This window comes from Affinundibacterium seohonense (genome assembly GCF_014284305.1).
In the GTDB taxonomy this organism is placed as follows: Bacteria; Pseudomonadota; Gammaproteobacteria; order Burkholderiales; family Burkholderiaceae_D; genus Undibacterium; species Undibacterium seohonense.
On record NZ_JACOFW010000012.1, the window covers coordinates 1 to 26,549 of the forward strand.

Genomic DNA, 26,549 nt, shown 5'->3' on the forward strand with positions numbered 1-26,549 from the left:
AGCAAAGCACCTATGGCGACTATGGAAGGCATTGAGTCTTCGTTTGAAAAATACGTGGCGAAGTTCTTTTATTTTTAAAGTGCCTACTAGAGACGCAATCATTACCCAATAAAAAACCCCGCTTTTAATAAAAGACGGGGTTTGTCAGCGATCTGAGAAGCTGAGCTTCTCTTTTTTGTTTGGGGAACATCTAATGTTACAAATAATGAACTAGCGCGAAACTTTTCTAAAATCACGCAAGCGAAATCCCATCACAAATAGAGAGCTGAAATACACCAACATACAAGTGACAATCACGCCGCCCATATAGGCAGCTCTTATCCATCGATTACTCTGCAATGCAATCCAATCGAGTTGCGAAGCCAATCCAAAACCAACCAACCCCATCAACAACAAAGCCACAGCCAATTTAACAAAGAACTTCAACCATCCGGCTGAAGGCACGTATAGCTCACGCTTCCGTAATCCGTAGTAAAGCATCCCTGCATTCACACACGCACCCAAACCCACCGACAAGGCCAAACCAGCTTGCTGTATGAATGGCACAAACAAGACATTCATGATTTGCGTAATGACTAAAACGATCAAAGCGATTTTGACAGGCGTGCGGATATCTTGTTGAGCATAAAAACCTGGCGCTAAGATTTTCACCAAGATTAAGCCTGTTAAACCTACCCCATAAGCAGCAACCGCTTTGGCCGTTTCATTCACTGCATGGGCATCAAATTTACCATTATGAAATAAGGTCGCGGTTAAAGCATCCGACAAAGTCAGCAAGCCAACCGCTGCGGGCAACGCCAATAAACAGGTTAAGCGCAAACCCCAATCAAGCAAGGATGAATACTCTGTTTTATCCGCATTCGCTTTGGCTGCCGATAAGCTAGGCAGTAAAACCGTCCCGAGTGCGACGCCCAACATCGCTGAAGGAAATTCCATCAAGCGATCCGCAAAATTCAATTGAGACGCACTACCGTCAGGCAGAAATGAAGCCCAAGTTGAATTGATCATGATACTGATTTGCGTCGCAGATACCGCCAACACTGCCGGCCCCATCTGTTTCAACACACGACGAACTTTAGGATCGCGCAAAGCAAATGCAGGATTCCAAGAAATTCGCGGCAACATACCAATTTGTATCAAGGAGGGAATTTGTATCGCCAACTGGAGCAAGCCACCAACGAAAACGGCAAAACCCAATGCATAAATCTGCTTCTCTTTTCCGAACCAAGCTAAGGAAAAGTAAGCTGCGACGATAAAACAAAGATTAAGTAAGACTGGCGTAAAAGCAGGAATTTTAAATCGGCGCCAAGTATTCAAGATACCACTAGACAGCGCAACCAAGGACATGAAGCCAATATACGGAAACATGATACGAGTAAGATTGACTGTCAGATCAAACTTCGGCGTTCCCCAAAAACCAGAAGAAAACATCAGTACCAAGACAGGAGCACCAATCACACCGATCACGCAGGTAAATAACAAAGCCCACACCAACACAGTCGCGACGTGATCGACCAATTCTTTAACTTCAGCATCCGAACTCTTATTACGATACTCGGCAAGAATCGGCACAAAGGCTTGGGAGAAGGCACCTTCTGCAAATAAGCGGCGAAAAAAATTCGGAATTTTAAATGCCTGTACATAGGCGTCCATCATCGCCGTTGCGCCAAAATAAGCGCCAAACAATATGTCACGGATCAAACCCGTAATACGCGACAACATAGTCATGCTGCTAATTGCAGCCAGTGTTTTTAATAAGTTCATGGAGCGAGATTATAGCCTTTGCCCATGACAAAATTGAGTACTCAATGTAAGAAACACCAGCAAATCCCCAGAAACTCCGTATTTTTGCATTTACCGTCAAAACAATCTCTGCTATACTTTCGAGCTTCCCAAATGGCTTTAAGCAATTAAAGGCGTTTGACGAATTCGGAGAGATGGATGAGTGGTTTAAGTCACACGCCTGGAAAGCGTGCGTAGGTTCATAGCCTACCGGGGGTTCGAATCCCCCTTTCTCCGCCAAGAACATGTTTTAAGACGTCCAAAAGCGTCCACCGAACCCGCCTCAAGCCCAGTGCTGATGCGGGTTTTTTGTTTCTTAAGCGTTTTTAGTGTTCGTTGACATCCAGTAGTCTTGGGGGCACACTTGGGGGCATATTCGAAATGCCCCCAACCTCATGCCCCCAAAATGCCTAAGATCATTGAACCACTAAGCCCAACCAAGGTGTTAAACACCAAACCCACTGGCAAAACCTTCAAGCTATCAGACGGCGGCGGCTTATATCTCGAAATCACGCCCAAAGGCGCAAAGCTATGGCGCATGAAGTACCGCAAAGCGGACGGCAAAGAAAATCGATTATCTTTTGGCAAATATCCCGATGTCAGCCTAAAAGACGCAAGAGATCAACGCGATGCAGCTAGAAAACTCATTGCAGCAGGCAAAGACCCAGCGGAGCAGCGCGAAGAAACCAAACAAAAGACTATCGAAGCGATGGGCAATACCTTTGAAAAAGTCGCACGGGAATGGCATAACACCCGCTTAAGTTCATGGAGCGAATCAACCGCGCGTGAAACCATTAATCGACTAGAGAAAGACATCTTCCCAGAAATCGGACATTTACCGATTGCCAAGATCACCCACAAACATGTGATCGATGCCCTACGCAAAGTCGAAAATCGCGGCGCGGCAGAAGTAGCGCATCGTTTAAAGGCAACCTGCGCGCGTGTTTTCAGCTATGCCAACCAGATTGGCATCGACAACAAAAACCCAGCAGCAGACCTCAAAGAAGTGTTAAAGCCCGTTAAATCAACGCACTTCCCCGCCATATCACCCGATGAACTTCCCGTTTTCCTCGCTACACTAAAAGAGAATCACGCCCGTCTCTACTTCCCTACCCGCATCGCTATTCACTTGATGATGTTGATCTTTGTCCGAAGTAGCGAGCTTAGAACAACCCCATGGAGCGAGATCAATCTAGAAACAGGCGAATGGATCATCCCATGGCAGCGCATGAAAATGGGCAAGCGCGTCACCAACCCAGACCAAACTAATCACCACGTTTGCTTATCGCGCCAAGGAATAGAGCTACTGCGAGAGCTGCACAAGTTCACAGGTGGCAGCAAATATCTATTCCCCAACCAACGCAACCACGAAAAGCCCATGAGCGGCGATGCGATACGCATGGCACTAAATCGCATGGGCTATGAAGGCAAGATGACCACGCACGGCTTTAGAGCCTTGGCAATGACCACACTCAAAGAAAAGCTAGGCTATCGCCACGAGATCGTGGATAGGCAGTTAGCCCACGCCCACGAAGATAAAGTTGCAAGTGCCTATGATCGCGCCAAGTTTATCGAAGAACGCAAAAAGATGATGCAGCACTGGGCGGACTATCTCGATCAATTGGGGAATGGTAAAGTCATTACTGGACAGTTTAGGAAGTCTGTAGCTTAACAATTCAAGTTTAACCGCGCCTAGCTCGACGGAGCGAAAACAAGCATTGCCCCTTTTGCTTGCTGGCGTGGTTTTCAGATTAAAGGGCAAAGGGGCATAAATGAAACACTTGATTACAGCATATTCACTGGATGATATTTTGTATCGATGGGAAGAGGAAACCGACAAAGAAAATTTACGGTTGGTCTTACTAACTGAAATTTTTGCTGAGAATCTCAAAGTTATTGACCCGTACATCGATATGTCCGTACTAGATACACAAGAGGAAGAAGAGGAATTTCTAAAAGAAAACGGAGAATATGGAGTTTGTTATTCTAAGTATGGCGGAGAATTAATTTTTAAGAAAAAATATTGGGACGCAATTCGTGGATTTGTTCTTTATGGATATGCCTTTAAGGGTTCGGTACCAATTCAAACCGTCCTCGAAAACATCTGCGTTCAAAAAAATGATTTCTTAAACTGGCTAAAAAAAACTGATCAGCATCTGCCAAATTTTTGGTTTTCAATGAAAGAAAAAAGCGAAAATCCAACTACGGAAATGCGCAAAAGAGCGCTCGCAATGTCAGCAACAATGAATGATCCTAAATTTCAAGAAAGTATGGCTGTACATCTTGAAGAAATTGAGTCCAGACGTGGTGTGCCGATAATCCTTCACGATTGGTTTAAACACGACACATGGAAGCAAGAGGAAGGTCTAATGCTTTTATCTGGATTGAGTCCTGAAACCCTTTTTGACTTCGATCAAAACATATATGATGAGCCAATTCGAATAATTAAATTTTTGAAAACTATTGATGGCTTTGAGGGAGACCCTCGAAGTGGCTCAAGTCACGTACGAAGACATGAATCTTATGAGCGCCTATGGGAAAGCGGCAATCATCCGTCGAGAGCCACACCTGAATATTTTATTAGTTGGGCACTATCAAAAGGATCACCACCAGATTGGCTTGATTGGGCGATCGAAAACAACTATTTCAATCAATCCAAGCTCCGCACCGAAAAACAGGTTGAAGGCAAGTCTGAGCAATCATATCTGAATGTTATTGGGGCTTTACTAGGATTGATTCTTGAAAAAACAGATAAGGATGAAAAGCGATACACCAACATCGCAAACCAAGAGGCTCTAATAACTGAAATTCACAACAATTTTGGAGACAGTGGAGGTCTATCACAAAGCAACCTTCAAAAGAAATTCATCGCAGCGAAAAAATCAATCTCCAGCAAATAAAAATTGCATATGCAACCTCAAATTTGCATATGCAATTACTTAATTTCTCTAGCTTCATAAAATCTCTCCAACTCGTAAAACACCTCACGAGTCTTTGTTAAATCACTATGGAGAAGTTAAATGAACCAACAACACATTATTCGCCTGCCGCAGGTAAAACAGCGCACGGGTCTCTCACGCAGCACAATCTATTCTCTCATCAAAGGTGGGCAATTCAAACCACCGATCAGCCTTGGCGCGCGTGCTGTCGGCTGGCTTGAAAGCGATATTTCGGAGTTCATCGAAGAACGCATCAAAGCATCACGCAAAGCATAAGGGGGAATCATGGACAAAAAAAATACCCCTCGCTCGCGCATCAGGGCATTAGAAAAAATTCGTAACAAGCATATCGGCAATAACATTGGAACGCAAGGCAATCGACTACTAGACGCGATGATGCATGAAGGCGGCATTTCGACTTTGGAAGCTCGCAAGCATTTAGACGTACTGCACCCCGCTGGCAGGATTAAGGAACTCATCGCCAAAGGTAACGACATCAGAAGCATGTGGGTTTATGCACCGACCGATTGCGGCATTTTGCACCACGTCAAAAAGTACGTGTATGTCGGCAAAATTTCCTATCCCTTATTTGATGATCTTGATGAAGGCAAACCCCAATGAGCAATGATACTTGGATTATTGAACTGTACGGGCTTTTGGCAGAGTTTTCCGCAATGGGGCTTGATGATGTGGCATGTATGAGCCTACACGATTTATGGGGCTTGTATCGTCACCTAAATCGACTAAAGGAAGCGAGAGCATGAGCCGCTCAAAAGACAGAGCACTCAAAGCAGCAAAGGAAGCAAGGGGCGGCGGCGCTTTTCTTCCCTTGCGGCTTGATGTCTTAAAAAGTCAGGCACTCGCCAAACTATCGCCCTATGCTTGCAAGTTGCTTCTCGATCTCGCAAGCCAATGGCGAATGGGTAACAACGGCGATGCAAGCGCGGCATTTGAAAAAGTACTTAGGCAACGTGGTTGGAAATCAAAAGCCACACTACAAAAATCGATCAATGAACTTTTAGAATCAGGGTTAATTATCAAGACTCGACAAGGCTCATTGCATCAATGTAGTTTGTTTGGTTTGGGATGGTTAGCTATCGATGAATGTGGCGGCAAATTAGAAATGCGCGCCACCACACGACCAATCAATAATTGGCTTGATCCGATTCAACCCAAAATTAAAGCGCCCAGTACAGCACGTGTACCTAAGCTAGTTAAAAACACCGATTTAGGTACGCCACGTGTACTAGACGGATAGTGAAACAAGTGATTTAAGTACAGTACGTGTACCTAAACGGGCTATTTTTCAGCTCTGTCTGGTACACCTACTGTACACCTCTATAGATTTACCATCTCTAGTATTGGAACTTAGAGAGCTGTTAAAGGAAAAAGGGGTTTGCGAAATAGAACAAATTACCGACGATTAAACCGATGCAACTACGCAAAGTACGCATTTCCAAGCATCACCAAACTATTAGAGGTGCAAAATGGCTGCTCGAAAATGGACGCTTGAACAAAGGGAACAACAGGCGGCAAAAATTCATGATTGGAAACCATGGCATAAAAGCACAGGGGCGAAGACGCTAAAAGGAAAAGCGATTATTTCTAAAAACTGGGCTATCGGCGCGACCAAACGAGAACGCGAGATAGAGCAAGCCAAGATTGAATTTTTTGCCGCATTAAACCGAATGATAAAGCTCACTGAAAGGCGCTACAACAAAACGCATCTTTAAGAAAATAGCGAAAGGCTCGATCTCCCTAGTAGGGGCTGGGTAAAACATTCAGACCTATTTACCGAGGACACCACACGTTCTTTCACGTGGAGAAAAAATTCCTTTTTTTGAATCTGTTAATCAAATGGAGGCAATACAACACAAGCAAAAATGATTTATTTCAAGTTTCCATGGGCATTTGCGACACCCTTAGCTAGATATAACAAAAAGGGATCACAATAATTTTTGGGGGCATTTTTGGGGGCATTTCCACAATTCGAATTAGTTAAATCTTTTATTTATAAGGCTTTCAAGAGACAATACGACTACCCCTTTCGAATTTGAAAAAAACACACAATGCGTGCAAATCAACTCTTGCATCAGCACCTTCAAAATAATGAAAAGATATTTTCACCAACAAGAACCAATCCTCATAATCTTGGTCTATGCACGGCGACAATGCCATAAATTTTAAACACACATTTATCGGCATATATCCATGTTGAAGTCAGAATAAATCGATTGAAAGACTTAAAAATATGCTTTATTTCAAATCATCCAGAAAATAGAGGCAATTCAATCCGTAGAAATAATTTTTCAAATCGCATCTTCGTTGACAAGCCATAATTTTGCATTCATGCTTGCCGCGCGGTGCTTTTTTCTTAAAATCGCTTGATCAAACATAACATCTTAGACAATGAAAAAGACTCTCTTACGATCATTAGCGCTCGTTTGCGCGATGGCTTCTCCATTCGCTTTTGCGGATGTCAGTTATCAAATCAAAATCACCAATCCAGCGCAACATTTAGCAGAAGTGAAGATAGACTTCCCTGCTGTGTCAGGCAAAAGCTTGGATGTACAAATGCCGATTTGGCGTACTGGCCGTTACGAAATTCTTAATTTAGGCAAAAATGTACGTCAATTTGCGGCAACAAATGGCAAGGGTAAAGCGCTGGCATTTACTAAAACCGACAAGGGCACCTGGCAAGTAAAAACACAGCCAGGTGATACGGTAAAGATTTCGTATGAGATTTTTGCAAATGCATTGGGCGAACGTACGCAACATATTGATGACACCCATGCTTATCTCGATGCCAGTGGCGTCTTGATGTATGCAGCACCATTTCGCAGTCAGCCTGTCAAAGTCACCTTAGACACGCCGAAAAACTGGATCTCGCGCTCTGGTATGGATAAGGGCAATTGCGATAATTGCTTCGTTGCTAAAAATTATGACGTCTTAATCGACTCACCGATTGAAACTGGCGAACATGAATTTCATAGCTTTGATGTAGATGGACACACGATCGAATTAGCGATTTGGGGTCGTGGTAATTATGACGGCAAAAAAATGGCCGGCGATTTGAAGAAGATCGTTGAAGGTGGTCGTAAATTATTTGGTCCTTATCCATTTAAACGCTATTTATTTATCGTTCATGCGACGGATGGCGTTGGTGGCGCAACTGAACATTTAAACTCGACAGTCATTCAAAAAAATCGCTGGGGTTTCTCTCCGCGTAAAGAATATCTCGGTTTCTTGCGCACCGCTGCCCATGAATTTGTGCACACATGGAATGTGAAAGCGTATCGTCCAAAAGAGATGGTGCCTTACGAATATCAACGTGAAAATTACACACGTTTATTGTGGATGGCTGAAGGCAATACCTCTTATTTTGAAGAGTTACTGACTTTACGGGCTGGCATCCAAACGCGTGATGAATTCATGGAAGAAATGTCAAAAGCCGTGTTCGCGTATGAACATCAGCCTGGTCGTTTCCAACAAAGTGCTGCGGAGTCCAGTTTTGATGCCTGGATCGATGCAGGCGGCGAACGCGCACGCAATGCTTCCGTCAATATTTATAGCAAAGGTATGTTGTTAGCGACAGCAATAGACATCGAAATCCGCGAGCAAACTAAAGGCGCTAAAGGCTTTGAACATGTGCACCAATATCTGTATCAACATCATACGGTTGATAAAGGTGGTTACTCAGAAGCAGACGTGCGTACTGCGTTAAAAACCGTCACTGGTAACGATTGGTCAGGCTGGTGGGCAAAATATGTTGATGGCATGGGCGAGATCCCATTTACAGAATTGTTCAACAAGGTTGGCTTGCGTTATGTGATTGAAGGTGGTAAAGACGACGAGCAAAAAGAAGAGTGGTTCACTGGCTGGCGCACTCGCGACACCAGTGATCACCCTGTGGTGATTGAGGTTGAACGTGACAGCCCAGCATGGAAAGCAGGCGTAGTAGCGGGAGATATTTTGGTGGCAGCAAATGGACTGCGTTTAACACCAAAAGACATCAACGATAAACTGTGGTTACTACAGGAAATGCCGATTAAATTGACCGTATTCCGTCGCGATGAATTACGTGAAATTGCATTAACAGCGAATCGTCAAATCAAGGGTAAAGCAAAGTTAAAAGCGGTCGATGCAGTTAACGATGAGCAAAAAGCCTTAAATGCTAACTGGCTTGGCGTCGCTTGGCCTGCAACCAAACCGGCTAACGCGGAAAAAGCCAAAGAATAATTATAAGAGATCTGTTTTCTATCTTTATTCACTTCACCAAACAACGCCAGCGCAAATTGCTGGCGTTTTTTGTTGATGAGCTTATTTCCGTTCCACTTTAGCTTCAAACAGCAGTTTCACCATAGGGTCAAGGCTCACCGCTTTAGGCGTCAGTTGCAGAGGCAAACTAAATTCCGTCGATTTACTGTTTATACGAATGGAGTGCAATTCAAATTGATCGTCACTGCCCTGCACTGCCAGATCCAAAGGAAAATCAAATAAGGCTTGCAATTGTGATTGTTCAATTTTGAGCTTTACTACTTTTTTGCTGCGATCAAACCACCATTGAATTGCCAACTTGGGATACCCGGCTTGATATAGCCATTGTTGAAAAAAATGAGATAAATCTTTACCTGAAACCTGCTCCATAGATTTCTGAAAATCGACACTCATCGCATTTTTCCCACCAAAATTTGCATAGTAGTGACGTATTCCTTGCCAAAACACGGCATCACCCAAGTCTTGTCTAAGCATGTGCAAAACCCAAGCCGCTTTTTCGTAAGTATTCGGACTTAACACTAACTTCGGATCTTGCAAAGTTGTATCAATAATCGGGCGCAGCACTTTTTGGTGATAACGAATGACTTTCTCTCGATTCGCCAACATCTGTTTAACGAACGCCTCTCGTCCAAACGTATTCTCAATATACAAACTGGTAAAGTAGGTCGCAAAACCTTCACTTAGCCAAACATGATGCCAATCATTCTCAGTGGCAGAATTACCAAACCATTGATGAGCAATTTCATGCGCAATCAAAGCTTCTTGCTCGCCTTTACCTGTTACCGAATTTTCAAAATAAAAAATGGTGTTGGCATTTTCCAATCCGCCGAAACGGGTCTTTGACTGCACATTGGCGAGTTTTTTGTACGGATAGGGACCTATATTTTTTTGAAAATAATCCAAAGCACGGATCGCTACACGGTAATCGTGAAATCCTTCATTTCTGTTTTGAGGAAATACCCAACTAGTAATTGAGACATCATTCAATTTCGCACTTTCCTGCATGGCGAAACGAGCGACACCGATCACCATGACCTTCATAGGAATTGGCACATCTTCCCGCCAATGTGTCAATTTACGATTGCCATCCAAACTACTCTCTTCAATCTTCAAACCATTCGCCACGACGGCATAATGAGACGGTGCGGTGATGATAAATTCCACAGCTGCTTTATCGCTCGGATGGTCAATCCCAGGAAGCCATTGATGCCCCTGATCTGGCCAATTGTCAGCAAAAAACACGCGATCACCAAATTTATTTTTACTAATGTGCAGACCTGAACTTGGCTCACCTTCATAGGCTATCTGCAGTTCAAAGACAGAATTGATTGCTTGTAACTGAGGCAATTGTATTTTTAACTTTTCACCTTGATGTTGTATCGACAAATGCTGTCCAAGCATAGTCGCCTCCAATACTCGCATTCCCTTTCCGGCATCATTCAATTGCGCTAAATCGAGTTCTAGCTCGGCGATTGGTATCAGTGCATGAATCGTGATAATGGCTCTGCCTTGTATTCGCGCATTGTCGTCATTTAATTCGATAAAGTAGCGATAGCGCTCGACGTCGATACCGGGATTTTTAGTATAAAAATCTCGAGCGGCTCCCAAATTTGAAGCCAACACCAAAGTTAAAAAACACAAAAAATTTTTCATAAGCGAGCACATGTCGTGGGTCATTAGGTTTTACGATAAACAATATCGAGTTTGATTGAAGTCTTTTGCACAAATGATTATCTAAGCATAACAAAAAGTATCGACTATCGGAATCATCAATTCTTCTGATGCACAATATGTTCAAATTTCACTTTTTTTCACATGTAAGGGCTTGTCTCCTAACGATGTATCACATATTATTCAATGGAAGTTTGTAAAACATACACGCACAGGGAGCTACTGATGGAATCTCACCATAGCAGTAAACAGCCCTACCGGAACTCGCACAAATCAAGCTCAGCATCAGCCTGGCTAAGTGTGACTGCTAGTGGCAAATATCGCCCATTTCAAGCTCAACAAGACTCAAATAAAAATAATATTTTCTTGTCAGACGATGATAGCGAAGACAGCATTGTTTTTCTCCATGAGGCTGAAGACGGCAGCGCTGGTAAAACCGCCGTTAGTCCATGGAAAATACTGATTGCTGATGATGATAGCAATGTCCATGACACAACGGTTTTGGCGTTAAGTGGCGTTGAGATTCATGGAAAACCATTAGAATTTCTTCATGCTTTTTCTGCTAAAGAAGCAAAAGAAGTTGCAGAGAGTAACCCAGATACATCACTCATATTGCTAGATGTGGTAATGGAGACAGTCGACGCGGGCTTAAAATTGGTGAATGTTCTACGCGATGATTTATCCCGTAAAAATTTGCGTATCGTTCTGAGAACGGGACAACCAGGCTACGCCAAAGAAAACATTATGGGTAGTTACGCCATTGACGGTTATGCAACAAAATCCAAATTGACTCGTTCGATTTTGATCAACATGCTAAACGAAGTCCTTGATTCTGGTGAAACTAAAGATACTTTACCAAATTAAGAATTCATTCAAGATTGATTCCATTATAAAAAAACCGTCTCCGAGAAGACGGTTTTTTTTGGTCAAGACTAAGCGATTCGGTCTTAACTACATCCTAAGCTTTTAAGCCAATACCGCAGCCATTGCTGCTGCCGTTGCCTCAACGTTTCTGGTATTCAAGCCAGCTACGCACATACGGCCAGAACGTACCAGATAAACACCGAACTCTTCTTTCAAGCGATCACATTGCTCAGCTGTCAAACCGGTGTAGCTAAACATGCCGCGTTGGGTCAAGAAATAACTAAAATCACGACCTGGCACTTTAGCAACCAATACGTCATGCAAAGCCTTACGCATTGCCTGAATACGGTCACGCATTGCCACCACTTCAGCTTCCCACATAGGACGCAATGCTGGGTCAGTCAATACCGTTGCAACCAATTGACCACCGTGCATCGGTGGATTGGAATAGTTACGACGGATAATTGCTTTCATTTGCCCCAACACATTCACGGCCTGCGCGGCATCTGGACACACCACACTCAATGCACCACAACGCTCGCCATATAAACTCATACTCTTAGAAAAAGAATTTGCGACGAAGAAGCTCAAGCCTTGATCCGCTAATAAACGGATGGCAAAAGCATCTTCTTCAATACCGTCACCGTAACCCTGATACGCTAAATCCAAGAAAGGAATCAGATTGCGCTCTTTGAATACAGGAATCAATTGCTCCCATTGTGCTTGGGTCAAATCAACACCAGTTGGATTGTGGCAGCACGCATGCAACAGTACGACGGATTTTTCTTCGGCCTGCTTCAAACTGGCGAGCATGTCGTCGAAACGCAAACCACCGGTTTCAGCGTTGTAATATGGATAGGTTTTAACAGTTAAACCTGAGCCTTCAAACACGGCACGGTGATTATCCCAAGTTGGATCACTCACCAGCATCGTCGTTTCTGGGAAATAACGTTTAACAAAATCAGCGCCAACTTTCAAACCGCCACTAGAACCAACTGTTTGCAAAGTCACAACACGGCCTTCTTTAACCGCAGGACGATCGGCACCAAACAACAAATGCTGAACCGCTGTGCGGAAGTTGGCTGCACCTTCCATAGGCAAGTATGGGCGAGCACCTGCGGCTTCCACCACTTTTAACTCCGCAGCACGAACCGATGGCAACATTGGAATTTTGCCGTTGTCGTCAAAATAAATCCCAATCGACAAATTGATCTTGTTTGGGCGGGTATCTTTACCAAACGCTTCATTCAAGGAGAGGATAGGATCGCCTGCATAGGCTTCGACGTGCTGAAACATGTTAAAACTCCAAGTTGAGAAAAATCGTAATAAAAAACAAGAAAGAATAAACTGCTAAAAACTTAAGTGCGCTCAAACCGTTGCTATATTTTACATTATTCGGCGAGCATCACTATCACTCTGCGTTCTAGGCTTTTCACATGTAGACAATTTTGGTTCAGCAAATACTGGCGTGGTGAATGCCCAAGTAGACGCTAACCAGAAAGTGTAGGTACACCGATGTCATGATTTTATGTCAGGGGAAAAATGGTGTTTTCCGCGAAGTTCGTGCTCATGTTTTGAGACAAACCAACAAAAAAGACGAATAAAGCAGAATTTCGTAAAGGCGTTATTTTGACACACTATGAATAGCAAAAGCCGTGTGAATGACTATTTTTTGGGAAATTGGCTACCTTCAAAATGAATGTTGGCGGAACTTTTCATCTATCGTTTTAAATTTTGCTTGATCCACCAATAAGAGCTCTCTACACTGTTTTTAGCTAGCCAGTTTCAATCCAAACGTCTTTCCACATTTAAAGAGATAATAAATATGAACTACATAGATGGTTTTGTTATTGCAGTCCCAACCGCGAACAAAGAGGCGTATAAGGCTTACTCTGAGAAGTCGTCTGCACTCTTCAAAGAATTTGGTGTATTACAAATTGTTGAGGGCTGGGGCGATGATGTGCAGCCTGGCAAACTGACATCCTTTCCTCAAGCTGTCATGTGCAAAGAAGACGAGACTGTCGTATTTTCCTGGATGACTTGGCCATCCAAGGAAGTGCGCGATGCCGCTTGGGAGAAAATGATGGCGGATCCGCGTTTTGCACCCGAAAATATGCCTATGCCATTCGATGGCAAACGCTTAATTTATGGCGGCTTTGAAAAATTAGTTGAATTATAAAGACAGACTCGATTAGTTGAATTATAAAGACAGACTCGAATGGTTAGAGATCGAGACTGCAAAAGTCATCTTGACACCAAAACAACAGGCATTGATACTTCCTAGATAATAAAAAATTCAGGGGGCTATCGTGGCGATTCAACAACTCAACGACGAACAGATCAAAACCTGGTCGCGTCAGCAAAAAGATCAATGGTGGCTGGATAATATCTACCGTGGGGACATGCCACAATTAAGTTGGCGCTCAGGCTTGACTGGATTTATATTGGGTGGAGTCCTATCTTCCACCGCCATGTACATTGGTGCGAAAACTGGCATTTCCATTGGCGTCAATTTGATCTCTGTGATATTGGCCTTTGGCCTGTTCAAAGCTCTAGAAAATGCCGGCATTACCAACAACTTTACCGTACTCGAAAACAACTGCACACAGTCCATTGCCACCTCTGCTGGCTACATGACCATGCCTTTGGTCGCGTGCTTACCTGCCTACATGATGATTACCAAGATCATCCCGTCTTGGTGGCAAATGTTAATCTGGCTCGTCATCATCGCCATTCTTGGCGTCTTGCTTGCCTTTCCACTGAAACGCCGCTTCATCAATGAAGATCAGCTCCCCTTCCCCGAAGGGAATGCCTGCGGCGTGGTGCTTGATACCTTGTACCACGGTGATGCGGATAGCGGTATTTTCAAAGCAAAATTGCTCGCCAAAGTTGGACTATGGACCGCCGCTTTACAAATTCTATTAAGCGATGGTTGGATGAAACTCATCCAATTTAAAATACTCAGACTCAATCAATGGGCAGGATTAAACGAGCCTTGGTATCTAAAGGAGCGCTTGGATACGTATTATTATTTAGCGGCAGTTAAGTATGAGTTATGGATACCTAAAATTCTTGGTGTCGATTTTCGAACGCTGGGTCTGCGTTTGACATTAGATGCCGCAATGTTCGGTGTCGGTGCATTGATGGGAATTCGGGTTGCGACTAGTTGCCTAATTGGTGCCATTCTTAACTTTGCGATTCTCGCTCCCGTTATGATTAACCGAGGCGATATTGCCCCGCGCATGGGCTTAGATGGGAAATTGGTGCCACTCTCTCGTGTGGAAATTGTCAATCAATGGTCGCTCTGGTGGGGTATTGTCATAATGGTCGTCGCTGCTTTGATTGGCCTGCTCGCAAAGCCCGAAATTTTCAAAGGCCTATCCCGATTATTCAAAACAGACAAGCTTATTGATCATGGCAAAGATGTTTTGGCTGATATCGAGGTTCCTTTATGGATTTCCTACTTTGGTGTGCCGATCTTTAGCTTGTTAGGCGTTTGGACGACCCATGCTTTTTTTGGCGTTCCCTGGATATTCGCATTTGTTTCATTGGCACTGGTGTATTTGTTGGCCGTGATTTGCATCAATTCGATGGCGCTGACTTCATGGATTCCGACCAGTGGATTGTCGAAAATCACGCAATTCACGATGGGGGCTTTGGATCGAAGCAATCCCGCAACCAATTTGATTCCAGCCGGGATGTCAGCGGAAGTCGCGTCAAGCGCCGCCAGCTTATTGTCGGATATTAAACCGGGATACATGCTCGGTGCCAAACCCCGCCATCAAGTCATCGGTCATTTGATTGGTATCTTCGCTGGCACCCTCGCCTGCATTCCTGTGTTTTTCTTATTATTTTTACCGCCTGATGCCAACGGTGTACGCAATAGCGCGACTATTATCTCCGATCAATTCGCCTTCCCTGCCGCCATGCAGTGGAAAGGTGTCGCTGAGCTCATCGGCAATGGTTTCAATAACCTTTCATACAGCGCCATCATTTCCATGATCATTGCCGCACTTGCGGCGATCATTTTTGAAACGGCCGGAAAACTCAGTAAAGGAAAATTTCCGATCTCTGCGATTTCAATTGGGCTTGGCGTAGTGCTCCCACCCGAAGCCGTATTAGCTATGTGGATAGGTGCATTCGTATTTTGGATCATGGACAAAAAGCACAAGAACAGCCCGGTCGAGAGCAATGGCTATCGCATTTGGGTAGATGGAATGCAGGCTGTCGCCGCAGGCTTGCTGGCTGGTTCTGCCTTAATCGGGATTGGCAACGCCATGATCAATGTTTTGATGTAGACCCAAGGCTTAATTTATTTTTTTGCCCTTAATAATTTATTTGCTCCAAAGCTAATTTGCAAGTCATTGAATGCATCAAAGGCTTGCAACAAAGCGTTGAATTTATCGGGAGGTGATTCCAGCTGCATCAAGGCATAAGTGCAGGCTTCCAGAGTCGATAGTTGCTCTTGAGTATAGGCATGCCGAATCTGATAGCGCGAAGGTGGCGTTTGATGCAGAGCATAACGAGGAATTCGTTGCAGCGCAGGACTGTGCATCAGCATCTGTTTACTATGACGCCAGCTGGCATCTAACAAGACCAAACGAATTGATTGCTTTTCATCGGCGAGGAAACCTTGCGCTGAAGGACTATCGGCACCTTCAAAATCAGGATACAACAAGACATTAGTTCTCGGATTTTGTGCAAAAAAGGGATGTAAGTCCTCTTCAGTGAATCGTTCACCTACCAAAATCGCACTGCGCGGCAGGCACAAGTGCAGCAATCTCGCACTACCCTTCACATGATTGACTTCGGCTGGGTGTTGGAGAATCAGAACCTCAATCTGACTTTCCACTTGTCTCACACATCCACAGATACAAGCACGCATAGCCCGTAAACAACGCGAGCAGACTGCACGCTTATTCGTATTGAGGGGAGTGCTCACGAACGAAATGCGCTTGAATCAGGATTTCAAAATTTCTTGAAATGCCGATGGCAAATCAGGAAATTCAAAATGAAAACCGCTTTGCAGCAAACGATGCGGTACTACTTTTTGACCACCTAAAAGTAAATCAGAACGCTCCCCCATCGCCAGCTTCAAGATAAAAGCTGGTGCCACAAACACCGCAGGACGACCAACAACATGGGCTAATGCTTGGGTAAATTCCGCATTGGTAACAGGCGCAGGTGCGGTCAGATTGAAGGCAGAATTCGCCTCAGGATGATCCAATAAATACAAGACCGCAAGCAGATAATCTTGCCAATGTATCCAACTCATCCATTGTTTTCCGTCACCCAAGCGACTACCTAAGGCACACCGAAACGGCAGCAACATTTTCTTTAACATCCCCCCCGTTTCATCCAGCACTAAACCGGTACGTAAAAGTACGACTCGAACACCAAATTCTTTTGCGGCACTTGCTGCCCGTTCCCAATCGACACAAAGTTGCGCCGAAAAATCCTTACCGCAGGGCGCGTGCTCATCCAAACTTAGGTCTGGAACCATACCGTAATAACCAATGGCAGAAGCACTAATGAGTACACGGGGCTTCGTTTTGGCCTGTTGAATTTTTTTGACTAATTGCTGGGTTAATTGAATGCGACTATCACGCAAAACCTGCTTACGTTTGCTAGTCCAATAAGCATCCACAATCGGTTCACCAGCCAAATTAATGACTGCATCGAATTGCATTTCTGGAGTCCACTCATCCAGATGTTGAATAGCATGAACGCCACTTCCACATAAATCCGCAACCTGCTGTGGACGACGACTTAATACGGTCAGCTCGTCGCCTCGCGCACTCAATGCCGCGCACAACGTGCGGCCGATCAATCCAGTACCACCAGTAATTAATATACGCATTTTTCTATCTTAAAATGAAGACGGCAAATTATCCAAGATCCGTAGACGATCACCAAAACTCCACACTCGCTGAATCTCGATGACATCATATTTCAATGCCAAAGCAGGAGGAAAGGCTGAATACGGGGCATTCGCCATAATGATATTGCGCGCTTTTTCATCTATTGCTCTTGACCCGCTACTACGCAAGATCGTCACGTCTTCGATACTGCCGTCACTACGGACAACCATATTGACCAAGACATTATGTTCGACGTCACTCAAGGTACGCCGTTCATAAATTAAATTACCATTGCGCTCTACCTTTTGTTTAAGGCTATCAACGTACATACGTAAAGGTACTTCTTTGTCATAAGCGCCAAGGAAACTACGACGTCGCGCAGGCTTGTCATCGCTTAATTTACCGGTAGAGGGTGCCGACTTAAATAAATCACTATTACGAGCCTGCTCTCGCAAACGACTTGCCAAATCTCCAGACCCCAAGCTTTGCGGCAATCCAGAGTTAGCATTAGCAGTACTGGTTTTACCTTGTCCCAAAGCGTCTTTCGCATTCCCTGCACCAGCTTGCGTGCTGGTTTGATTCCCCGTCTGCGCCCCAGCCAGCTTAGCCGTTTGTGCTAGCGTAGCAGCTTCTTTTGCTGCGTTCGCTCGAACCGCTTCCGCTAGTGCTTTTTGCTCAGCAGCGCGCTGATCTGCCAATGCTTGCTCGGCTATTTTTTGCTCCAATAACTTCTGCTGCACAAGCTTTTGTTCAAGCGCGCGTTGTTCTGCTGCTTTTTGCTCAAGTTCTTTTTGCTGCGCTAATTGTGCCTGACGTTGTTGTTCTATTCTTTGCAGCTCCAGCTCATCCTGACGTCGACGCTCCGACAATTCTAAAGCACGTTTTTTTTCACTCTCTTGTTCCAACTGTTTTTGCCGCAACTGGGCTTGTGCCAACGCTTCTTGTTTTTGTTGTTCCTGCTCTTGCGCCAACTGACGCACGCGTTTTTGCTCCGCCTGACGTCGTTGCTCTTCCTGTTTTAAAGTTTCTTGAGTCAATAGCTCTTGTCGTTTAGCTTCCCGCAAGGCCTCCTCGAGTGCCTGTTCGCGTTCGCGCTGCAAACGTAATTTATTTTGAGCGATTTGCTCCGCCTGTTGTCGCTTTAACTCTGCCGCCAGTTGATCTTCTTGTTGCTTCAATTTTGCTAGGCTTGCATTCACGATTTGTTTCTGACTGTCTTCTACTTGCTGTTTTTGTTCAGCCAAAATCTTCTCTTGCTCTATTTTTTGTTGTTTCAATTCCTCTTGACGTTGTTGCTCCAACTTCATTTCCGCTTCCGCATTTTTATCGATCACTGCATCAGCAGGGATTGCTTCCAATTTCTGATTCACCTCTTTTTTATCTTGGACGTTTCTGAGCACATCTTCTTCACTAGTCAAAGGAACGACGAAATCATCATTTTTTGTGAGCTCTTGCGCGATGATGCGAGTCGGTGCTTGCGCTGGAGGCGGCACGACTCTCACCACTTGTGGGACAAGCTTTGGCGCTCTAATCTTGGCTGTTTTTCTTGAGTCGACTTTTTCAGGCAATGGTGCGCTACTAGGCTTCGCGGCCAAAATCTGTATCGCACTGCTGACTGGAAAACTATCCTTGGGGACCGGTGGCGGCAAAATTGGCGTTGGCAGCTTAAATAATTCGGGAGAAGTGACCGCTGGTGTCGGTGGCAGTGGTAGCGCTTTTGGTGCGGGGCTTGCAATCTCGACGCGGAGGGACTCTATCGGTGTCCGTCGTTCTTTCCAAGGAACTTCCAAACTTGGAAGATCTAGCCCGGGGATACCAAATTGCAATGATAAAATCAGCGCGTGAAACAATAAAGAAACCAAAATGCCACCGATCAAGCGTCGATTTGCGACAGCAGCATCGCTTAACACTTGGGGTTCATCTAGATTGGATTCAAAACGCATGCAAATGGCAATTCATAAGAAGAAGTAAAGATTCATTATCCCAGATTTTTTACGCTTCTTATGAGTGATGTTGCATGGATTACCGATAATAAAATCTGTCATCAGTTTGCATGGCGCTACAAAAATCAGGAAACACTAGCAGCGGCATCGCGCTTTACAAAGAATAAACTAGCACCTATCAACACCAATACAGCACCAAACACCCGATTCTGCATACGCTGCGCTTTAGCGTCACGCAGCAGATCTTGCATTGACGCTGCTAAAAAAGCATAACTATGCATCACCGCCGTATCGACGATCACCATCGTGATCGCCAAAATCGTTAGTTGTGGTAACAATGCAGCTTGGCTATTAATAAAATTCGGTAAGACCGCGACCATAAACACAATACCTTTAGGATTACTCGCATTCGTTAAGAATCCAGTCAACACACGGCGTCGAAAACTGGGAACATGACTACACTCTTCCGTGCCTTGATTTCGTAGCGGCACGTCGTTTCCTCCCTGACTAAAAAACTGCGTCACACCCAGATACATCAAGTACAAAGCGCCAAGGACTTTCACGACACTAAATGCCGCTTCAGAAGCTAATAGCAATGAGCCTACGCCGGCACCAGCGATAATTAAAACAAGTAACAAACCAAACTGCAAACCGAGAATCGTGACACTGGCGCGTTTGACGCCATACGCCAAACCATGTGACATCGAAAGTATCGCGCCGGAGCCAGGTGAGATTGCGATTAAACTAGCAGCGCAGAAGAAGGAAAACCAGGTTGTGAAGCTCATAATTGATAACGCCAAAAATATTGAATTGTGTTGCAAACCTGCGATCATCTCGTGATGACAACATTCACTGCACTAAGAAATGAGACTGTTCTTGGATTGAACTAAGCGATCAAAAACCTCTTGTTCATGATAACCCTACCGGAATTGGCAGTAGGATACCTGATTTTACTTCAAGCGCATCTTCAACTAACGCGAAGCCATTGCCAATATTCCTAACACGAATGCTAATCAGGTTCATCGCGCACAAGATTTTAAACAACAACATTCCAGGACTTGGTCCGGACTTAGTCTTCACGCAATAATCGTTAGCATTGAAACAGTCCGCTCTGGATTATGTGCCGCCGATACGGATACGATGACATGTTCAACACTAGGGATAACCGTTGGCGACATGTGCCACAAAACCAGGTAACTCACTCAATCTGAGGTAGTACGCCTCGATGTTTGGAAATGATGGATGGTCTAGTGCTGTCGACTTCCAACGATGTATCGACAAACCAATCACGATATCTGCCAAGCTCAATTGTGATCCAGTTAAGAACGAAGAGTGCGTTTCTAAATGCTGCTCAATCACGCGCATGTGGTGATTCCACTCGACGCAACTGCGATGCAACAACTCGGCATCCCGATGCAATGGGCTCTGGCGTGCAATCGCCATAAAAGCGTAACGCCAAGCACTGTTCAAATCACTGATTTGCCAATCCATCCATTTTTCAACTTGCGCACGTTCGGCTGGCCCTGCTGGCAGCAAATCGCTACGTTGATATTTCGCAGCCAAATAGCGACAAATGGTATTCGATTCAACCAACACAAAATCATCATCGATCATCACTGGCACCATGCCATGTGGATTTAAGGCCAAGAACTCTGCGCTTTCTACAGAATTCGCGGTGCCAGAACCATACGGCTCTAGCTGATAAGGAATACCAATAATTTCACAGACCCACAGTACTTTTCGCACATTAATTGAACTCGCTTTACCGAGAATGACTAGCATGTAAGACCCCGCATATCTAAAAATCAGCAATGATAATGTAGTTAGCAGGAACAGCCAGCATAATTCTAACCACAATAAGAAAGGATACATGGTCATTTAATTCATCACTATCCAGTAGAAAACAATCATCAATACAAGCCATGGATAAATTACACAATATGAAGGTCTTATTGAGCGTGATCGATAACGACAGTGTAGTGCTGCGCCGCGCAGCACCTTAAAACCGTGTGCATCAGTCGAATTCGATTTAAGCAATCGTCTTGCCGACGTGATGGAAGAAGGTTTGAACGCAGCAATTCGAATTGGCAAATTCGACGATTCTTCTTTGCCCCCCGTCTCTTGAGAACCAACAAAATGGCGATGTGCGACTCAAAACTCAGCACCTCTGTAGATTTTGTCAAGTCGCGCTTCGGCTTGTCAGTTAACTTAAGTCTTCAGATAAAAAAGCATTAGTTTTATGATTTTTCACGATGAAACTATCTAAGAGAAAAAATCAAGCTTTCAGAAAATCAACCGATACCCTTTAGCAACGAGCGCCACATCTACCGCTCGTATTCATCATCAGCAAGGACTGACATTTCGTCTGGAATGATCGCGGTCTGCGTTTACAAGCCAAATTCTCAAACAGTATGTCTGTGATTGTCAGGCCTGTGATGGTGCACGCGCTAAACACGTAGGTCTTTTACGAGCCTTAAAACGAATGAGATCAAATTTGTACACACAACGACATCACCCAACCACATAACTGTGCGAAAAAAATGTAATCAGCAATAGGGCTCGAATAAATTCGGCCGATGAACTTAAATGCGTATTTTGATAGGACAGGCAAATGAAAATCGCGACTTCCGACATACAAATGAATTCCAACTATCTGGCGACTCAAAAACTAGAAACGCAAGAAAGGACACGTGCCTGGGTAGGAAATAAGCGTCCTGATTTTGAAGGAATGGAAGCCCGCCTGCGTGGGTCTGTTGATGGGAATTCTCGCGTGACGAATGTAGATCCGGCACCGAATCAACGTCGACAATTACCAATCGATATGGTTCAACTTTCAGAAGCCGCACTACGAGCGCAGAACGAGGAAGCGCAAGCCAGTCAAGCTGTCGACAAAGTGCAGGACGATATTGATAATGACCCACGCATGATGGTGATTAAGTATTTAATAGAACAATTAACTGGTCGAAAGATTGAAAATCTGAGAACTGCCGACTTAGAGAGCAACGACACAAGCGCCAACATCGACATGCCCACCACAGCACCGACGACAGCCCCTGCGAACTCTGGCGGCGCCGCACAAAATGCACGTACGAACGCCGGCTGGGGTGTCGAGATCGATGTCCATCATAGCTACACCGAAACCGAACAAATCAAATTTCAATCCAGTGGGACCATCACGACTGCCGACAATCGTAAGATCGAATTCAATCTCAATTTTGAACTAAGCCGCAGCTACCATGAAGAGAGCCACACCCAGATACGTCAAGGGGATGGCAAAAAGGTTGACCCATTGACCTTGAATTTTTCAGGTAATAGCGCGCAACTGACTTCGCAGAAATTTTCTTTTGACCTCAATGCTGACGGCAAAAAGGAAAACATTTCCTTTGTTCAGGGCGCTGGTTTCCTTGCCTTCGACAAAAACGGCGATGGCAAGATCAATGATGGTTCCGAACTATTTGGCCCAGGTACAGGGAATGGTTTTGCCGAACTCGCTGCCTATGATAGCGATGGCAATCACTGGATCGATGAGAATGATGCGATCTTCGACAAGCTGCAAGTATGGACCAAAGATGGCGCTGGTAAAGATCAATTACAAAAGCTAAAACAAGCCAATGTCGGCGCCCTGTTTCTAGGCAATGTTGAAACACCATTTGAATTAAAGAGTGGAAACAATCAAAGCGACGGAAAAATCAGATCATCCGGACTGTGGTTGACTGAGGATGGCCAAGCCAAGAGCTTGCAACAGGTAGATTTGACCGTATAGCGACGGCAGCAATCTCTGGAATAAACAAGCAGCAAGCCTCGCATGCTGCTTGTTGAAGACGTTTCAACGCGTATGGAAAAATTGCTTTAATACGACAACAAATCGATCGATGTCGTTGGCGCCGATATCGAGGTGGGTCACTAAACGCACGCGCTTAGCGGCTGAAATCAAAATACCATGCTCACGCAAAAATTGACCTGCACGCACACCGACATCCTGCGATGGGAATTCGATATATAACATATTGGTATTCGCTTCGCTCACCTGCAGCTCTGACATGTCACATAGTAAGTGTTGCAACCGCTGCGCATTGGCATGATCGTCGGCTAGTCTAGCGACATGATGATCCAGTGCGTAGTCAATTGCGGCAGCGATAATCCCCGCCTGCCGCATTCCACCGCCAAGCATTTTTCGCCAACGGCGGGCTTCTTGAATGAATTCATGTGTCCCGCACAAGAGACTACCGATAGGTGCTCCCAGTCCTTTTGAACAACAAACTGACACCGTGTCGAATCCAGCGCATATGTCTTTGACCGACATCTGCTGGGCAACCGCGGCATTAAACACTCTTGCACCATCTAAATGCACCGCTAGCTTGTGTTCACGAGCAAAGGTAATTGCCGACTGCAAATAAGGATTACTCAAGACTTTGCCAGAGTGGGTATTTTCTAAACTGAGTAACTTTGAACGCGCATAATGCAAATCATTGGGCTTGATTACTGCTGCGATTTTGTTTAAGTCTAAACTACCATCAGCCTCCACCTGCACTGGTTGCGGGACGATGCTACCTAGACTGGCAGCGCCGCCCGACTCATACAAATAGGTATGATAATTTTGCCCAACAATGTATTCATCACCGCGTCCACAATGTGTCAGCAATGCGGCCAAATTACTCTGCGTGCCACTCGCTACGAGCATCGCTGATTCCATCCCGATCATGTTCGCCACTTTTGCTTCAAGCGCATTGACGCTGGGATCATCACCATAAACATCATCGCCAACTTCGGCTGCACTCATTACAGCGCGCATCGCTTGACTTGGTCGGGTCACGGTATCACTTCTAAAATCGATCAAAGCTGTCATGTTTTTTGTATTCCAATTTTTTATAGTGAATAGAGTCTACTCGCTTGCCATTCCAAACGAAGGAATGCGTTGGAAGAGATTTCTGCAATTTGGTTCCGCGACATATAAGAAATGTTATAAATTACTCCACCAACAATGTGATTTCCACTACCTTATTTGACTATGCAGAATTCTGCGTGCGATAAACTGTAATTTAGCAAGACAAGTCGTTAAAAACTTGGCTACACTCTGCCCTATTCCAGACTTCAGCACAGACGGAGATTGCACTATGCCAAATTCTCACAAACGAATCCATATTATCGACTCACATACCGGCGGCGAACCAACACGCTTAATTGTCGATGGCGGCCCTGATTTGGGCAATGGCCCTCTATCAGAACGGGTGAACAGGTTTAAGGAAGAGTTTGATCATATACGCAGTGCTGTGGTGTGCGAACCACGAGGCTCCGATGTTTTGGTTGGCGCATTATTGTGCAAGCCACATAACCCTGCGTGCTCAGTGGGGGTAATTTTCTTCAATAATGTAGGTTATCTTGGTATGTGCGGGCACGGCACTATCGGTTTAGTCGCAACACTGGCCTATCAAGGTGTTTTGGCGCAAGGGCGTCATCACATTGATACGCCGGTCGGGCCCGTAGAAGTCGAACTACATGAAGACCAAAGTGTGAGCGTACATAACGTACCCGCTTACCGTGCACAGCATGCTGTCACGATAGAAGTTGAAGATCATGGACCGGTTACTGGTGATATTGCCTGGGGTGGAAATTGGTTTTTCCTAATTGCGGATCATGGTCAAGATATGCGTCTGGCGAATGTGGAAGCACTGACCAGCTTTGCGTGGCGAGTGCGGGAAGCCCTCGCGGCTGCAGGAATCACTGGCGAAAATGGAGGCGAGATCGACCATATCGAATTATTTGCACCGCCATCGTCGCCTGAAAACGATAGCCAAAATTTTGTGCTATGCCCGGGTAAAGCCTATGACCGATCACCATGCGGCACTGGCACCAGCGCTAAGCTTGCATGTCTGGCAGCGGACGGCAAACTCGCTGAAGGGGAAATCTGGCGCCAAGAAAGTATCATTGGCAGCGTCTTTGAAGGTAGTTTTCGGCATAGCCAAGACCATGGAAAAATACATCCTACACTGCGCGGCACCGCTTTTGTGAATGCGGAAGCCAGCCTGATTTTAGATGAGCGTGATCCCTTCGTTTATGGCATACGCTAAATCACATCGATTATGACTATCCACGAAAAATTCGATGCCATTATCATCGGTGGCGGCATCATCGGTTGCGCATGTGCCGCCAGCTTAGCTCAGGCTGGCGTTAAAGTTTGTATCATCGAACCGGGCACGATAGGCGGCGGCACGACTGCGGCAGGCATGGGACATTTAGTGGTGATGGATGACAACCCTGCGGAATTGGCATTGAGTCGCTATTCATTGGAACTATGGCGACGCCTTGTCACTGAAGATGTACGTGAATCTAATCGCCATGAATACAGTCAATGCGGCACCATCTGGGTCGCGGCAGATGACGAAGAAATGGCCGCAGCACAAGCTAAACTGCAGATTCTACAAGCACATGATATTAGCTGTGAAATTCTCAATTCTGCACAGTTACAACAGCGCGAACCTCAATTACGTGCTGGCCTCGCGGGAGGACTGTTAGTGCATCAAGATGCCCTGGTCTATCCGCCCAAAAGCGCCCAAATTTTGCTCGACCTTGCACTCGCTCACGATGCAATCTGGCAGCGTAGCACAGTCACTAAGTTAATCGATCGTGGCGTCAAATTAGCCGACGGCAGCGAGATGGCTGCGGATCACGTCATTGTCGCCAATGGCATAGCTGCGAATCAATTAATCGGTGATTTGCCCCTGCGCCATAAAAAGGGACATTTGTTGATTACGGATCGCTATCCGCAATTTATTCGCCATCAATTGGTAGAATTAGGCTATATCAAAAGCGCCCACGCCTCTGACGGCGATTCAGTTGCTTTCAATCTCCAACCTCGTCCGACCGGTCAGGTATTTGTTGGATCCTCACGCCAATTTGACATTACCCACAAAGAAATCGACAACGACATCTTGCGCAAAATGTTAATGCAGGCATGCAGCTATGTTCCTGCATTAGCCAATCTCAAGACGATCCGCGCTTGGACCGGTTTTCGCGCAGCCACTCCTGATGGATTGCCATACATAGGACCACACCCGAATAGACCCCATGTTTGGATGGCAACTGGTCATGAAGGCTTGGGCATCACAACCTCATTAGCGACCGCCGAAATTTTAAAAGATCAAATCTGCGGACTACCGAGTCAAATCGATGTCGCAGCCTATTGGCCAACGCGCGCAATGAATTCACATTGA

The 26,549-nt window shown here is 45.2% G+C and carries 22 protein-coding genes and 1 tRNA gene; 14 read left to right on the plus strand and 9 right to left on the minus strand.

Annotated elements, in window-relative coordinates; all coding sequences use genetic code 11:
• Positions 1–210: 210 nt before the first annotated feature.
• A complete protein-coding gene (gene murJ / locus H8K52_RS11555; RefSeq protein WP_186923065.1) occupies positions 211–1,764 on the minus strand; it encodes a murein biosynthesis integral membrane protein MurJ in 1,554 nt (517 codons plus the stop codon).
• 167 nt (positions 1,765–1,931) lie between these two features.
• Here murJ and H8K52_RS11560 point away from each other — a divergent pair.
• The 8 genes from H8K52_RS11560 (at position 1,932) to H8K52_RS11595 (ending at position 8,960) form a co-directional block, all read left to right on the plus strand.
• Positions 1,932–2,022: transfer RNA gene (locus H8K52_RS11560), tRNA-Ser, on the plus strand.
• A 166-nt stretch (positions 2,023–2,188) separates the two neighbouring features.
• Positions 2,189–3,454, plus strand: coding sequence for a tyrosine-type recombinase/integrase (locus tag H8K52_RS11565; protein WP_186923066.1), 1,266 nt, complete (start codon positions 2,189–2,191; stop codon positions 3,452–3,454).
• 100 nt (positions 3,455–3,554) lie between these two features.
• A complete protein-coding gene (locus H8K52_RS11570; RefSeq protein ID WP_186923067.1) occupies positions 3,555–4,682 on the plus strand; it encodes a hypothetical protein in 1,128 nt (375 codons plus the stop codon).
• Positions 4,683–4,802: 120 nt separating this feature from the next.
• Positions 4,803–4,997, plus strand: a complete 195-nt coding sequence (locus tag H8K52_RS11575) for a helix-turn-helix transcriptional regulator (protein ID WP_186923068.1) — start codon at positions 4,803–4,805, stop codon at positions 4,995–4,997.
• Positions 4,998–5,006: 9 nt separating this feature from the next.
• Positions 5,007–5,342, plus strand: a complete 336-nt coding sequence (locus tag H8K52_RS11580) for a helix-turn-helix domain-containing protein (RefSeq protein WP_186923069.1) — start codon at positions 5,007–5,009, stop codon at positions 5,340–5,342.
• Positions 5,343–5,481: 139 nt separating this feature from the next.
• Positions 5,482–5,979, plus strand: coding sequence for a hypothetical protein (locus H8K52_RS11585; protein ID WP_186923070.1), 498 nt, complete (start codon positions 5,482–5,484; stop codon positions 5,977–5,979).
• Positions 5,980–6,208: 229 nt separating this feature from the next.
• The gene (locus tag H8K52_RS11590; RefSeq protein WP_186923071.1) at positions 6,209–6,454 is read left to right on the plus strand and encodes a hypothetical protein; all 246 of its coding nucleotides are present in this window, start codon (positions 6,209–6,211) and stop codon (positions 6,452–6,454) included.
• Between the two features lie 676 nt (positions 6,455–7,130).
• Entirely contained in the window at positions 7,131–8,960 is a 1,830-nt protein-coding gene (locus H8K52_RS11595; protein ID WP_186923072.1) for a M61 family metallopeptidase, read from the plus strand.
• An 81-nt stretch (positions 8,961–9,041) separates the two neighbouring features.
• On the opposite strand, the gene H8K52_RS11600 is transcribed toward H8K52_RS11595, so the two are convergent.
• A complete protein-coding gene (locus H8K52_RS11600) occupies positions 9,042–10,652 on the minus strand; it encodes a M1 family metallopeptidase (protein ID WP_186923073.1) in 1,611 nt (536 codons plus the stop codon).
• A 243-nt stretch (positions 10,653–10,895) separates the two neighbouring features.
• Between H8K52_RS11600 and H8K52_RS11605 the strand changes: the two genes are divergently transcribed.
• Positions 10,896–11,534, plus strand: coding sequence for a response regulator (locus H8K52_RS11605; protein WP_186923074.1), 639 nt, complete (start codon positions 10,896–10,898; stop codon positions 11,532–11,534).
• A gap of 102 nt (positions 11,535–11,636) precedes the next feature.
• On the opposite strand, the gene H8K52_RS11610 is transcribed toward H8K52_RS11605, so the two are convergent.
• The gene (locus H8K52_RS11610) at positions 11,637–12,830 is read right to left on the minus strand and encodes an amino acid aminotransferase (protein WP_186923075.1); all 1,194 of its coding nucleotides are present in this window, start codon (positions 12,828–12,830) and stop codon (positions 11,637–11,639) included.
• Between the two features lie 529 nt (positions 12,831–13,359).
• Here H8K52_RS11610 and H8K52_RS11615 point away from each other — a divergent pair.
• Together H8K52_RS11615 and H8K52_RS11620 are read left to right on the plus strand one after the other, a co-directional pair.
• Positions 13,360–13,713 (plus strand): DUF1428 domain-containing protein, encoded by a 354-nt coding sequence (locus H8K52_RS11615; RefSeq protein ID WP_186923076.1) that lies wholly within the window; start codon positions 13,360–13,362, stop codon positions 13,711–13,713.
• Positions 13,714–13,843: 130 nt separating this feature from the next.
• Complete coding sequence (locus H8K52_RS11620; RefSeq protein WP_186923077.1) at positions 13,844–15,832, plus strand: OPT/YSL family transporter; 1,989 nt, start codon at positions 13,844–13,846, stop codon at positions 15,830–15,832.
• A 14-nt stretch (positions 15,833–15,846) separates the two neighbouring features.
• On the opposite strand, the gene H8K52_RS11625 is transcribed toward H8K52_RS11620, so the two are convergent.
• From H8K52_RS11625 to H8K52_RS11645, 5 genes are all read right to left on the minus strand, one after another.
• Positions 15,847–16,476 carry a tRNA-uridine aminocarboxypropyltransferase gene (locus H8K52_RS11625; RefSeq protein ID WP_343044190.1) on the minus strand — a complete coding sequence of 210 codons (630 nt, stop codon included), beginning with the start codon at positions 16,474–16,476 and terminating at the stop codon, positions 15,847–15,849.
• 18 nt (positions 16,477–16,494) lie between these two features.
• Positions 16,495–17,394, minus strand: coding sequence for a TIGR01777 family oxidoreductase (locus H8K52_RS11630; protein WP_186923078.1), 900 nt, complete (start codon positions 17,392–17,394; stop codon positions 16,495–16,497).
• 9 nt (positions 17,395–17,403) lie between these two features.
• Positions 17,404–19,338, minus strand: a complete 1,935-nt coding sequence (locus tag H8K52_RS11635; RefSeq protein WP_186923079.1) for an energy transducer TonB — start codon at positions 19,336–19,338, stop codon at positions 17,404–17,406.
• Positions 19,339–19,463: 125 nt separating this feature from the next.
• Complete coding sequence (locus H8K52_RS11640) at positions 19,464–20,123, minus strand: LysE family translocator (RefSeq protein ID WP_186923080.1); 660 nt, start codon at positions 20,121–20,123, stop codon at positions 19,464–19,466.
• 370 nt (positions 20,124–20,493) lie between these two features.
• Positions 20,494–21,120 carry a glutathione S-transferase family protein gene (locus tag H8K52_RS11645; RefSeq protein WP_186923081.1) on the minus strand — a complete coding sequence of 209 codons (627 nt, stop codon included), beginning with the start codon at positions 21,118–21,120 and terminating at the stop codon, positions 20,494–20,496.
• Between the two features lie 829 nt (positions 21,121–21,949).
• On the opposite strand from H8K52_RS11645, the gene H8K52_RS11650 reads away from it, so the two are divergent.
• Positions 21,950–23,101 carry a VCBS repeat-containing protein gene (locus tag H8K52_RS11650; RefSeq protein ID WP_186923082.1) on the plus strand — a complete coding sequence of 384 codons (1,152 nt, stop codon included), beginning with the start codon at positions 21,950–21,952 and terminating at the stop codon, positions 23,099–23,101.
• 63 nt (positions 23,102–23,164) lie between these two features.
• On the opposite strand, the gene ltaE is transcribed toward H8K52_RS11650, so the two are convergent.
• Positions 23,165–24,184: a low-specificity L-threonine aldolase gene (gene ltaE, locus H8K52_RS11655; protein ID WP_186923083.1), complete on the minus strand. Its 1,020-nt coding sequence runs from the start codon at positions 24,182–24,184 to the stop codon at positions 23,165–23,167.
• Between the two features lie 268 nt (positions 24,185–24,452).
• On the opposite strand from ltaE, the gene H8K52_RS11660 reads away from it, so the two are divergent.
• Together H8K52_RS11660 and H8K52_RS11665 are read left to right on the plus strand one after the other, a co-directional pair.
• Positions 24,453–25,406 (plus strand): 4-hydroxyproline epimerase, encoded by a 954-nt coding sequence (locus H8K52_RS11660; protein ID WP_186923084.1) that lies wholly within the window; start codon positions 24,453–24,455, stop codon positions 25,404–25,406.
• 12 nt (positions 25,407–25,418) lie between these two features.
• Entirely contained in the window at positions 25,419–26,549 is a 1,131-nt protein-coding gene (locus tag H8K52_RS11665) for an NAD(P)/FAD-dependent oxidoreductase (RefSeq protein ID WP_186923085.1), read from the plus strand.